This is a genomic window from Thermodesulfobacteriota bacterium (assembly GCA_035559815.1).
In the GTDB taxonomy this organism is placed as follows: Bacteria; Desulfobacterota_D; UBA1144; order Nemesobacterales; family CSP1-2; genus DATMAT01.
In genome coordinates this window covers 167,158-180,249 of record DATMAT010000023.1, presented here as the reverse complement: position 1 = coordinate 180,249, position 13,092 = coordinate 167,158, and the positions used below count along the sequence as shown (strand labels likewise).

Sequence of the window (13,092 nt, the reverse complement as noted above, 5' to 3'; positions counted from 1 at the left end):
TCGGTAGGTTTCGAGTTAAGAGTCAACTGCAAATTTCTTCTATACCTCTACTCACCATCCAATACATTGTTTATTTATCCAAAGACTTTTCGGATTTCATTTTCAACCACCTCAGGTGTAATCTCATCGAGGTTATATTTATGTCCAAATATTACATCCATCTCTTTTACAACAACTGAGCCGCTATCTGATAGAAATATGGATACGGTTCCGAGTGAAGAATCCTCATCATATACGGTTAGAGATATGGCTCCATATGTTGAACGGATTATTCTTGTTCCTTGGCGGCTTCCTTCGGTGACATCAGGTGGTTTAATCGCACCAATTTGACATTTATAACCCTTGGCTTCATATTCAGTCTTGAGTCTTTCCATTGTAGGTTTGATAATCTTTTGTCTAATCTCCAAATATTTTTGTTTATCCCTCACTTAACACCCCCTTAAAACGATCGCAGACACAACGATAAGAATATCAGCCTACACTCCTTCTTTCCGTTCATCATAACCCTAATTATTCTCCTCTTGCTTGAACTCTTTATAAAGCTGACTTCTCTCCAACATTCGTTTTCCATATGTAACTATGTAACCGATTTTCTTAATCTGAGTTTGAGTTAGATGAATACAATTACCAGTCTCAAGAGCAAGAAAGCGAATAACCTCCAAAACATCTATGCAAATTTGGGGCATACCATGAAGCTCAATAGACCATCTTACAGGTTTATAATGTTCAAATTCATCTCTAAACCAGTTCTTGAGCTTATCGATAGACTCTTCTTGCTGTTTTGATAAAGTAAGGTGCTTGCTATGGACATATATTTTCATCCAACTTGGATTTTGACAAAACTCCAAAGCCTTACCGATACTTATAAGCTGTCTCTGACCTTTGTTCTTGCCCTTTTTTATTACAGGAGCGACCCAGTCGGAACTAGATCCCATGGAAGCGCAGATCGCGAAACCATAAAGAGCACTATGTAAAGCAAGAATTACCCATTTCCAAGCCCACTCATCCTTTTCAACTTGACGAATGTAATCATAAGCTTTCTCCAAGTAATCAAGGGCATTCCTTTCTTCAGTTAGACGCAAATATTTACTCTGGATTTCTTGTGGATTTTTATCTTGCTTTTGATTTGATATGTAATCTATAAGGTCATCAAGATTAGGATCTTTTTCTAACATTGTTCTACCGCTTTGAGATTTGCCCATTTCTACCCCCTTTTTCTTAAATTTTTTAATTAAAAGTCTATGATCGCAATCGGTACTTCCTAGTACTCTAGTGGGTATCTCTCGAAATCTAAGAGTTCTTTGACATCGCTCATAGTTAAGGCTCCTTGCTATTAAAAGAATTTTCCAAGCCGCTATTTTTGCCGTAAGAACTCTATTTGCCTTAATAGAGTTCGTGCCAACTCTATTCTTGAAACTCCTTCAAGAATTCTTCTAATTGAATTAACAGACTCATTTATGATTATAAATTTTGGTTTGGGAGAAGATAACTGGGTCTCGACTGTTATTAATTGAGATTCAAGCTCAGATTTCTGATCAGGGTCAAGTGGAAGCTGTTGGATTGATACTTTTATTGATTGAATTATTGTCTTCAGCTCATCATACTTATCCTCACTAATGGCAACTACTTGTGAGTTTGCCATCACAAAAGCTAAATAGAAAGCAATAACAGTTCCAATAATAAGCACAAGGTAAGTAACTAATTCGGTTTTTAGTCGGTCATCAAACTTCTGCAGGAGAAAGAAACATTTAATTGCATTCCTCCGCTTTTGCATATTGAATGCAGCCTCTTCGTCAATAAGCTCTATTAAGGTTGCATCTTTATTCTCATATTTTTTGATCTTATCTTTATATTCTTCGATCTTTTTCCTATATTCTGAGTTCCTGATTTGCTGAATTACGATTGGTAGTTCCTTGAACTTTTTCTCACAGTTTTTGATCTTCTTTTCATATTTTTCCTTATATTCTTTGATTTTATTCTTATATTTTTCTGGACTACTAATCAATAAATTCCTGAATTGCTGTATTATCGTAATTCTGTTTGCAGCGTCCCACCGTTTTCGAAGCTGCATATTCACAAATATAAATCCCAGAATAAAAATAAATGAAAGAAAAACAGGAAGAAGTAGTTTAGAATGGCAAGAGTGAAGGATCTCTCCAGCTTTATATCCGAAAACAATAACAGTCGGTAGATAGAAGGCGGTAGCTACCCATGCCATGGTCTCCTTATGGTTGTGGTATGTTCCGTTTATTTGATATTCGAGGTTAAGCTCAGGCAAATATACTTTTACAAGTTCATCGGGTTTATGGTCTGCCTCAGGCAGGAGCCAAGTAGGCATTTCTTCTTCCTCCTCAGTAGGAGGTGTTTGAGGCCGTGCAATTCCTCGGAGTGTCAAAATGTCGCTGTCTATCTTATAAAGCCTCTTATAAATCTTTTTTATCTCTTTAAGAACCTCTTCAATTTCAACCATGTTGCATTTACCCAACTATTCTACTTGCTTTAGTTGGCAATAAACATATCAATCTAAAGCTCGTTTTATTGTTTTTTTTCGTGACCGCAATGCACTCTTTGCAGACATAGAAATATAAATTCCTTCATTTAGCGGACTTATCCGTTGTATCAGCTTGAGCAATCAGATAGTCAGGGAGTTGAGTGTCTCTGTCCATGAATGTGTGTTCGAGCTGTTCATGGGTAAGTCCTTTTGCCTCCTTAAGGTTTGCCCCTTCTAGATGAGCAAAACGCAAGTATGTTCCTTTCAAGTTTGCATTAATAAGATTTACCTCTTCAAGATGAGCTTCTTGAAAATTTGCTCCCTCTAGATTTGCGTCTTTTAAATAGGCTTTCCTAAATACGGCTCCCCAAGCCCCAGCATTATGAAGGTTAGCTCCTTTAAGGGATGCTCCTTCAAAGTTAGCATGATTAACCTGTGCATTCTCTAGATTTACACGCGAAAGAATCGCCTCTTTCAGAATAGCCGAATTAAGGTTAGCACTTTCAAGATTGACGTCTATAAGTTTTGCTTTTTTGAGGTTGGCCTTGCTAAATATAACATGCTTAAGGTTTGCATCAATTAAGGAAGCTCCCTCCAAGTTAGTACCAAAAAGGTTTGATGCTTCTAAATCGGCTTTAGTTAGATCGGCGTGCTCTAGATTGCAGTCCCATAGGCTTGTTTTTCTTAAATTAACCTCTGAGATTTGCTCCTCCAAGATTTGTACGTATTAGATCAATTCCTCTATCTACTCCTCCGAAGGACGACTTGCACCGCCCTATAACAGTAAGTATTGCCTGAATGTCGGTTTTGGGGTTTGGTCTTTGAGCAAGTTCAGTCAGAAAATCGTCGGATGATTTAGCTGGTGATTTAAATTCTTTCGGTATTTCGTTTTTCGTAGACCCCTCTTTTGATGATCCAGGTGCATTTTCCCGAACATAGGCGGATAAGACTTCCAAAATTGGCCAATGATCTTTTTCTGAATCCCTCGCAATCCGCTCTAGGGCATAAATTCCACCTAGACGTATTTCTAGTTTATCACTTCCTAGTTGATCAATTGCTCGAGTGAAGCGCTCTGTTATTTGACCTTCTTCAGCAACTTCTAAGGTTTTCCATCGGGACCATACGGTTAACCCTGTTAGAAATAATCCAATGAGGATAAAAGCCCCACCCAAGATTTGTGCCCATGTTTTTCTGAGTTCGTTTTCAAGCTCAATAGTTTTTTCTATCCCAATGGTGGCTTTTAAAGAAGTTAACTGCAATTCTGGAATTTTCCACAATAAAAATACGAACACTAAGAATATAAAAAATGAAATTAAGATGATAGGTAATAACTGTTCTAAGGTAAATGACCTTTTCATTGGCTAATCTGTTCGTCTTTCTGATTGTCCGGCAAAAGCACTAGTAACAGGATTTGAGGATCTAAATCTGATATGGTACACAATTCTTGAAGTCAGTTCTCACATTTTTCTGCAGACCTCGTTGAGCTTCAGAAACTAATTGAGAAATTGGAAATAAAATTCATTTGGGTAACAGCCCTTTGTAGACATGACTCCGTCTTTTTTCTTACCTACGTGCCCTTCTTCAGCTCTTTGTCAGCGATTTTGCTAATTTTAAACTCTGCCTTTTCGCCTTCACGTACGGAGAACCTAACTCTCAAGTCTTCAGAAAACACCACTTTATAGAACCCGGCAAGAGCTGCCTCAATATCACGATAATTCTGTGGCTCATAATCATGCCATAATACGACTACATGTCCTTCTTTGTTTCTGAATACTTTGGCAATCCTAAAACCTTTATCTACAGTTAATTTGTTCGGTCCAAAATCAATAATCTCATACAGGCCTTCCATTAACTTATTAAATAGAAAAGTCTCAGTTACATCAAAGTCATCTTGGTTAATTTGAGAAAATCGATACGGATATCGCTCAGCAATCTTTCGATTTCTTTTCAGTTTATTAATACAGTATCCGTTTTTCAGATATAGTGACTTCAATAACAACTCACAAGCTATGCCGATATAGAGTCTTTTTTGAATGTTTCTTCTCAATAGTTTGAGAGCCTTCGCTTCATACCTGATATCACTCGTCGAAACCCTCGCAGCATTTTCAAGATAATATTCGGCAGCTCTTTTAAAAATATGCCAATCACCTTTCTCGAAGAACTTAGCGTACTGGTTCTTTACATCTTCTTCTATCGAAATGGTCATGTATTTGCTATCACTAGCTATTAATAATTAACCTGCAAAAATGCAGCATATTATCCGAAAAAGGATAGTATTCTGCAAATCATTGCTTAATCTAATTATTACTCAGAATACAAAAAACCTAATTTCGGGTCAAGATGAGGAAATAGAAAACTGCCCAAAAATAAACTCCTTGCCTACTGGAAGGTAAAACCACACGATAAAGCGTTCTTCAGCGAAAAAGGCGTGCATTCCTCTATTCTTCAAGCCTGAATTCACAATCAAGGCGTGCCCCCATTAGTGCCAAGAGCGTACCTAATAAACTGTCGGATTTGATATAAAAGCATTTGGTAGAAGCCCAACAAACAATTGTGCATTTGTAGGTATGGCTAAAGCAATTTTATAGTAAAATAGTATGACTTGAAAAATTGCCTGAAAAGATGTCGAATTGGACTTGCATCTCCCATTGTGCAAGAAAGCTCTATTTATCGGTAATAGGCAGACAGAACTGACAACCTGCAGTAACTAGATCTGCGCCATTAGACCTGGACAGCTCCTTGGATGGAAAGTGTGTCTAAATTGTCATCATAGGAAGGTAAGAGAGATGTGTCGAACCAAGTGCCACGAGGTAATTCTTTGTGTGATCCGTCAGACCCTCATACCATCCCTCATCTTTATAGATGTAGTTTCCGAACTCCGGGTCAGTCAATGACTTTGATCCTAAGTGTTATCGCACGAGACTTTGTGGTTCAAGCGTCAGACCGTCGGCTGACGTCATTTCCCACTGGCCAAGTCATCGAGGATGATGCTAACAAGGCTATCTTCTTCTGTGGCCAGTCTGCAATCGCATATACAGGTCTGGCACGTATAGGAGGTCAGCCGACCGATGAGTGGGTACTCGAATGTCTGTCGGGTACGGAGTCACTGTGGAATGGTGTGAAAAAGCTTCAAACAGATGCCACTAATGCCATGCGTCGTATAAACTGGCCCTGGACTGCTCCTGAAACTGAAGGGGCCTTGAAGAGAATTGCTTTCGTCATAGTCGGATTTACCAGGTTTGTCGAAGACCGAAAAAAACAACCCACACCCGAAATAGAGTCTTTCTACGCTGTAGTATCAAATTTCTTGGGTAGTGACGGAACATGGCTTGCCTCGGCCTCACAGCACTTTTCGCTTGCGGTCTACAGAAGAATTAACCAACCATTTGTTCTTAGAACTGCCGGTGCCCTCGTTCCCAGCCAGATTGAACGAAGCCTATTGCGCTCTTTGCGACAATGCTTTGATCATAGATGCGGCCCTCATGCCATAGGCCGTATACTAACGCGTGCTGTCCGTGACGTAAGCCATCTGGATCAGACTGTGGGTTTAAATATAATGGTAACGATTCTCACACGTGATGGCTTGACACCAGGTAATCCCTCCTACGGCTCCGTGCCCATTCCTCTAAGTAATGCAAGCGAACTCACCGATTTTGTTGCACCTCGCGAACGTCCTTTAGGACCGCAGTATATTTACAGTCCGCATCCTTCGGCAAGAGGGGTCTACCATGGGCCTGCTGGAGTCTGTGCGGGATGGATCTTAAAAGGCCTTAAGTTCTTTTTCTTAGGCTAATTTAGTAAATTGCCGTACCGCTTAACTCATGGTGGTACACACGGCACTGGGCTATTAAGAAACACTTTCTGATAAACGCAAAATTTGAGACAGCTGGTTAAGATAATCTTTATTTACTAGGCAATCATCAAAAGTATGTGGAGGAAGAAATATCAATTTTTTACACTCCCACTCCCCTCAGGTTAAATATTGAGGCCAGCCCGTCTTTTCTCTAAGTTCCTGTTTTGTTTAACTATCTTTCTTGGCTTGACTTACTAGTAGAGCAATAATAATCTGTGTATTAAATTTGTTTTTAACCTAATGAACAACCAATTTCCCGATGGGCAAAAAGAATTTTGGAAATAAAACCGAGAAAATAAAACGAATTCTATCTGACCACCAAAGGGTGGGAAAAAGGTTTATACCTCCGTTTTTGCAAAAAGTAAGTAATTTAGAAGAAGTAGTGTGGTTAGATTACATTCTACCGGAATTATTGTGGTTAGGTTTATTGAATGAGTTTTATGATTATAAAACTGGTGCAGCCTTAGCTTTGTCATTAGCGAAAGCAGCAGCGACTGTAAATGATCAACCTAATAAAATTTGGTTTGCGTCAACCAGTTCATATAGTATATTAAAGAAAAATCAGAGAAATAAAATCATAACCTTTCTGAGGTCATCAAATGAATTAGAGCTATTACAAAAGGCGCTCTTTCCTCTTGGAGCTTTCTATCCCAAATGCCCCTTAGATTTCCTTTTCGGAGATAGGCTCCCTAGAACTAAGAAACCCCGCGAAATTTTGGGGAAATTTAAACTCCTTTTATCTAGAATGTTTGATAGGACTGGAATCCCTTCAACACGTATACAGGCCAACGCAGTCTATATTGCCTTCTGTACCGAAATGTTGGTCTTAGATAGTAAAACCTCACTAGCTAATTTCCCAGCGGTTGCCGACTATCCAGAAACCGAAGAATCAATTAGGATTGCTGCAAGCGTCAGAGCAACAACTACTGCTTTCTTTGGATTTGAACAAAATAAAAAATCTTCACCTTGGTCGACCTATTTTTGGAATAGAGGACTCGAACTTGAGTCTTGTGACTACGAGTGAAAAGATGAAAAAGAGAAATACAAGCTCCTTTTCCAAGGAAATTTCTAATATGATGAACAAGTATGTCAAAACGATTCGTACTGAATTACTTCAAAGATACAAAGGATGGGCTTTGGATTTTTCACAAATGGAAAAGTATGAGGTAATAGGTGCTCTCATGGCAAGACAGGTAAGTTTAGCATCTAATTTGGCTAACGCACCTTCAACCTGGAATGCACATTTGGCCCCGATTATACTTCGTACAATGGTAGACACATATATTAATCTTGCATGGATTTTTGAGGAACCAATCGACAGAGCAAGAAAGTTTATTTTATATGGTTTAGGAAGGGAAAAATTAATGCTTGAGCATTATAAAGCTCACCTTAAGAGCTTAGGAGAAGATGTTGAAAAACATCAGTTGTTAGTAAGTATAGAGGAATGGATTAATTCTCAAAGATTTACTTTCCTTACAGAAGTGGATGTAGGTGGCTGGGCGGGGATTGATACTAGAAAAATGGCAGAAGAAGCTAACTGTAAGGACATTTACGATTTTGCTTTTACACCTTTTAGTTCTTGTACCCATAGTATGTGGAACCATGTCTGTAAATACAACTTGAAAAATTGTTCAAACCCATTACATCGTTATCATAGAATTCCTATTGTACCTGATCTAGCTCCTGATTTTGATTACTTATATCGAGCCGCAGAGTATGTTGAGAAAACATTTAAGCTTTTTGATAAAAAAACAAAGGTTAAAGTAAAAATTTCATCTGCTTTCGAAACTCTGAACAAAGACTTATCAAAATTAGGCAAAAAATATAGGAAAAGCAATAAATAAAGAATTGGAGACACTTCCAGTCAAGGGAAAAGGAGAAAACAACTAAAATCTGTATTAATTTCTTGGATTTACCTTAACTAGCAAATTAGATTGATCTATTTTATTGTCTCCAAATGGATTATAGTATTATAGATTTCTTTCGTATTTCATTATGCCTAAAATGTCCAAGTCTTAGAAACAAAATTCAAAATATCACTCCACCCCCAAGGCCTTAAATACCGCATCAATTGGATCGGCGTAAAAGCTGGTTTGGAATTTGGTAAAAAGCTCCCCGGGGATAGTAGGGATATCCTTCACGCTGCTCATCGGAATTAAGATACGTTTCGCACCACAGTCAAAAGCTACCTGGAGGCACTCCGCCAGATTCTCGGCAGGAACAATGTTACCACCCAGGCTCATGCTTCCCAGTATGACCATCTGACTTTGAACTGGCCTTCCCATCAGTGCGGAACATAAAGCCACAAAACTAGCCAAGGTCAAAACATTAGTAGGACCGGTATTGTGCAGTTCCACAATGTGTAAATGATAGTCATGATCGCCAGCCTTGTATGAAACGCTGACCTTTGACATATTGGCTTTAAAGTAATCATAACCAACCTTGATCGCTTCCCTGGCCTGCGAACTTGAGCTCACTCCCGAAATTGAGAGTTTCCCGCTTCCTCCCACGACCTGAAGCTCAAGTCTATAAAGGCCGAGTAGACCATGAGCACCAAGGGCTACCGTATACAAAGTTCCGGGTTTCGGAGGACCTTCGGGAATAAGTGATCCCCCGCCCTGCTCAAGAACGCTTACGAATTTTTCTTCCAGGGATTCATTGTCGATGTAACTGAAATGCACATCGTAGAACTCCATACCGCCTATCTTCTTTAGCTGTTCTTTAACCCGCCTTCTAGACTCAAGTGCATATATAAGACAGCGTTCCACTGCCTCCTTGCCGAAATCCCCCTGCGGGTATAGTAATTTTAATAGCCCGGAGACTGTCTTCCTTACCGCAATAACATCCCTTTGGTTAAGGTTATTCCCGAGTTTAAAATGTTTATCGATAGCATCCGAATAATTCCACTTACGCATCTCCCGGAGAAATTCGGCAAGATAATCCACTATCAATCCATACTGATTGGTAAAATACTCAGGACGCATTTTGGGAATCTCCCATCCGGGCAGATAGGCATGCATGCGGTCAAAAAACGCCGAATCAATCATTGCCTCCGGAAATGGAGCAAATAAATGTCCGGTCTTAACCAGGGTATCAACACTCTGGTTTAGATTTCCGACAAAGACCATCGAGGCATTGGCGTTTATAAGCTCACGGCCTCTGGAGAAGGAGCCCGAAGCCATGAAATCCTTCATAATCTGGACACCGTCATCGTCAGGAAATTTTATTCCGGCTACCTCATCAAAGGCCACTACATCCCATAACCCCACCAGCCCAACCTTCCGCGTGCTCATGTTGTAGAATAGATTGGCTACTGTCGTATGTCCGCCAGAGACCAGTATCGAGTTAGGACTGATCTCTTTATATATATGGCTTTTACCCGTTCCCCTGGGACCGAGCTCACAAATGTTGTAGTTGTTCTCGACGAGCGGGATTAACCTGGCAAGAAAATGCCATTTTACCCGATCCTCAAACATGGTCGGTTCAAGGCCTGTGGACCTCAATAGCACATCAATCCACTGAGCTTCCGTGAAAGCCTTCCGTCCCTCGAATACAACGTCCATATCCAGGTTAGGCATTTGTATCGGATTTAGCTGATCGATAATGAAAGGGGAACTCTTAGAGCCCTCGTCATAGAAATACTTGAGGCTTATAATACACCAGATGCCGCCTACAAGAAGCTTTTCGTATTTCTTCACTATCTCGCTGGATATATCAATTGCCTTCACTCCTAGGTTTGAGAGGGTAGCTTCATATACGTCTCTCTTCTCGTTTAATTTGACAGTCACCTTGTCGATTATCTTGTAACTTCCCAGTTCCCGGATCTTGGACTTAACCTTTTCCGCTTCATCCGGGCGTACGTAATTCTCAGCCAAGATGCGCTTTACGGTCTCAAGGCCGTCCTCAATCACACCCTCGTCGTCGGATGCACAGTACATACCCAATAGGTATTCGAGGACATATACAGGCACATTCGCTCCTTCCTTGAGGAGCTTGGTCAGGTCTTTGCGGACTACGCGTCCTGCAAAATGCTGGTTAAGTAACTGATCGAGGCTTACTTCGTTCTCCATGATTACTCAAGCCTAGAATTCCTTGCTAATAGCCAAATCGATAAATACCGGGATGCGATCATATTCGATTTTTGTCTCGGCATCCCTTAAGACCAAATAATACTCTTTTTTGCTGTCAAATCTGCCTGCCTTAAGAATCAGCTTTACCGATTTTTTCCTCTCATCCATTGATGAAGAGATGCTATCAAAAGTAACAGTTTCCTCGTTGCTTATCAATTCCTCGCCATCTCGGATCGAGATCTGTAGAGTCCTCGGTTTGACTCTTTCAGATACCGGATCAGTCTGGATGAATTCAAAGCGGTGTATGTTGGTTACTAATTTCTTTCGAGTGCCAAGGAGTGAGACGCCTACTTTCCTAACCTCTGTTTTCTCAGCTTCTTTACCTTCAATCTCCTCTACAGTAACCACCGGTACTACAATCTCCTGCAACATGGCTCCACCATGGAAATATCTGGCCCCTCCAAAAAAATTAAACCTGTTCGCTCCCTTGGGAAGCCAGAATTCCATATCATCATCCGTCCCGGAAGTAACCTTCGTGCTTCCTTTCCAAACCTTGGTGGATTTTCCCAGGCTTCTCCCTAGTATGTACCTGTTGTTAGAAAGCAATGTCTCAGGCGGCTGCCTGTCCAGGACGCTTTTATCTATAGACCTGGGTGTCCTGTTCATATAGAGAAACCCATGATCTGCAGTTATGATCACATAACTGCCATTGAGACTGTTTATTATAAAACTGGTCAAACTAATTAGATATTCGACGGTTTCACTCACGGCATTAAATGTATTTGACTCCGATGAAGCTTTGTCTCCGATGGCGTCGATTTTATTATGATAGATGTAAATAATCTGGTGAGGCTTGACGAATTCCCTTCCTTCATCCTTGTTCATCGAAAACAGGTCCTCGGCTTTAATGGTAGTTCCCTTAACCCTAGCCAGGATTTTACTCCTCTGCTCTAGTGTGCTGGATGGAAGACCATCCACGAGAATTTCAGGTGAATTTTTATCTTTATAGGTTAAAGTCTTATGCGGTAATAGAACGGCCATTCCCAGCCCAGTATAGCTCGGCAGTACACCCAGCATCGCATCAATCTTTGCTCTAAACCTGTACCTTCCGTTTATTAGGCGGGTTAGCTCTTCCGCCGCCTCATATCTGAGACCATCACTTATAATCACGAAAATTCTATTCCTGGAGGTCGTCTTTATGACGTTTTCAACATAGAATTCGTAGAAATTGTATTGATTCTTTATACCAGGGAGCGACCACTCCTTTATTAACCCCCTCTCACTTCCTTTTTCTATAAAACTTCCCCAGGTGAGAGCCAAATGGGAAATGAACCAATCGTTGTAGCAATCTTCTACAGCGTCATCCAGTTTCTTTAAGATATCCCAGCCGCCCAGCTCGACCTTATCTGCATATTCATGGAATTTTCTATAAAATTGGTCAAAGAGATAAAGCTCGTTTGTGTAGCTCCGAAACATTGCTTCAGCCGAGGGGTAACTAAATCCGGGATCGCATTTATTCCTTAACCCCAATAGGCCGATAGCGGTCTCTAGAGCCTGGTATGTGCTTCGATAGAGATTAGTCCCTTCCGTGACTCCCAGTACTTTTCCGGCCCATTGCCCATCAAGCCTTTTCCTAATTATTTCTTTAAATTCATCGGAATAAATACCGAGGTTAAGGTCAACGATCTTGTCTCTTAAATCCTTTATGATCTTTTGCTCTACTGCTTCAAACGTCATCACGTCGAGTAAATCATCCACCTCAAGGTCCCTGATTAAATCTTCAACCCTGAGTTCCTTCGAATAATAATTGGATATTATCTTGTAGCTCTGATAATGGTCTAGATTTGTACGCCATTGTGAAAGAAAAACCGAGGCGTTTAAACGCTGTGACTCGTTTTCTAAGAGAAAGTGTTTAAGGCTGCTGGGGAAGTTGGTTTTCAAACTATTGGCAAGATCGGCGACAATAAGCCTTATGATAAAGTCCTGAATAGCGGGAGAGTCATTTACATGGCCAAACGTCCTTTCAGCAATTTTCCAGAAGGACTGTACCAGTCCGTGCTTTTCGATATCTTCCCATATCTTAGAATCATCATGTGGATTAAAATCCCCATCTGAGCAAAAGCTATCAAAGAGCTTCATCAAACTTGAAAAGAAGTCAGGGTGATCTGACCTGGCAAGAACTGCAAGCATTTTAAGGTCAATATCATCCTCTGTGTCGTCAGGGGTAACCCATTTTTGAAGCTTCTTTAGCCTGTCCTGGCTTCGGAAAAAACTATGCCTTTCCTTTAAATAGGAACGCATTGTCTGATTCTTTAGACCCAGTTCGTTAAGAAGAAGAGAAGCCCTATCCGCATGGAAGGTATAGCTGTAAAGCCGAATATCCAGGAGCCAATCCTCCTCAGGATCAGGTTCCGGAGATGGAGAATAAACAATATACTTCCCCTCTTTGTCCTCAAGCTCAAGCTTTATTTTGACCTCAAGTGGAGAAGTTTCGTCAAGCCGGATTAGTCCGATACCGTCAAGCTCAAGGGAAGGAATTACTTCCTCGAACTCCCTCTCAGTGTCATACCAGAAGACTATTCTCGTATCCTTTTCTTTGAAGATTTTATTCAAGCTATCTTTTACTTGCTTTATATCCATGAACCAATTCACTTAATATATGTTATAAGAAGAATAGC

The 13,092-nt window shown here is 40.4% G+C and carries 11 protein-coding genes; 3 read left to right on the top strand and 8 right to left on the bottom strand.

Annotated elements, in window-relative coordinates; translation table 11 throughout:
• Positions 1-74: 74 nt before the first annotated feature.
• From VNN20_06395 to VNN20_06370, 6 genes are all read right to left on the bottom strand, one after another.
• Positions 75-428 carry a hypothetical protein gene (locus tag VNN20_06395; GenBank protein HWP91809.1) on the bottom strand — a complete coding sequence of 118 codons (354 nt, stop codon included), beginning with the start codon at positions 426-428 and terminating at the stop codon, positions 75-77.
• A gap of 78 nt (positions 429-506) precedes the next feature.
• The gene (locus tag VNN20_06390) at positions 507-1,202 is read right to left on the bottom strand and encodes a hypothetical protein (protein HWP91808.1); all 696 of its coding nucleotides are present in this window, start codon (positions 1,200-1,202) and stop codon (positions 507-509) included.
• A gap of 152 nt (positions 1,203-1,354) precedes the next feature.
• Complete coding sequence (locus VNN20_06385) at positions 1,355-2,470, bottom strand: hypothetical protein (protein ID HWP91807.1); 1,116 nt, start codon at positions 2,468-2,470, stop codon at positions 1,355-1,357.
• 124 nt (positions 2,471-2,594) lie between these two features.
• On the bottom strand, positions 2,595-3,206 hold the full coding sequence (locus VNN20_06380; GenBank protein ID HWP91806.1) for a pentapeptide repeat-containing protein: 612 nt from the start codon (positions 3,204-3,206) through the stop codon (positions 2,595-2,597).
• Positions 3,181-3,849, bottom strand: coding sequence for a hypothetical protein (locus VNN20_06375; GenBank protein ID HWP91805.1), 669 nt, complete (start codon positions 3,847-3,849; stop codon positions 3,181-3,183). The genes VNN20_06380 and VNN20_06375 overlap by 26 nt, the downstream gene beginning before the upstream one ends.
• Positions 3,850-4,058: 209 nt before the next feature.
• Positions 4,059-4,697 (bottom strand): hypothetical protein, encoded by a 639-nt coding sequence (locus VNN20_06370; protein ID HWP91804.1) that lies wholly within the window; start codon positions 4,695-4,697, stop codon positions 4,059-4,061.
• A 720-nt stretch (positions 4,698-5,417) separates the two neighbouring features.
• Between VNN20_06370 and VNN20_06365 the strand changes: the two genes are divergently transcribed.
• From VNN20_06365 to VNN20_06355, 3 genes are all read left to right on the top strand, one after another.
• On the top strand, positions 5,418-6,284 hold the full coding sequence (locus tag VNN20_06365) for a hypothetical protein (protein HWP91803.1): 867 nt from the start codon (positions 5,418-5,420) through the stop codon (positions 6,282-6,284).
• Positions 6,285-6,603: 319 nt separating this feature from the next.
• Positions 6,604-7,368 carry a hypothetical protein gene (locus VNN20_06360; GenBank protein HWP91802.1) on the top strand — a complete coding sequence of 255 codons (765 nt, stop codon included), beginning with the start codon at positions 6,604-6,606 and terminating at the stop codon, positions 7,366-7,368.
• Positions 7,369-7,372: 4 nt separating this feature from the next.
• Positions 7,373-8,188, top strand: a complete 816-nt coding sequence (locus VNN20_06355; GenBank protein ID HWP91801.1) for a DUF5677 domain-containing protein — start codon at positions 7,373-7,375, stop codon at positions 8,186-8,188.
• 192 nt (positions 8,189-8,380) lie between these two features.
• Here the strand turns inward: VNN20_06355 and brxL are convergent, their stop codons facing one another.
• Together brxL and pglZ are read right to left on the bottom strand one after the other, a co-directional pair.
• Positions 8,381-10,414, bottom strand: coding sequence for a protease Lon-related BREX system protein BrxL (brxL, locus tag VNN20_06350; protein HWP91800.1), 2,034 nt, complete (start codon positions 10,412-10,414; stop codon positions 8,381-8,383).
• A 12-nt stretch (positions 10,415-10,426) separates the two neighbouring features.
• On the bottom strand, positions 10,427-13,054 hold the full coding sequence (gene pglZ / locus VNN20_06345; protein ID HWP91799.1) for a BREX-1 system phosphatase PglZ type A: 2,628 nt from the start codon (positions 13,052-13,054) through the stop codon (positions 10,427-10,429).
• Positions 13,055-13,092 lie beyond the last annotated feature (38 nt).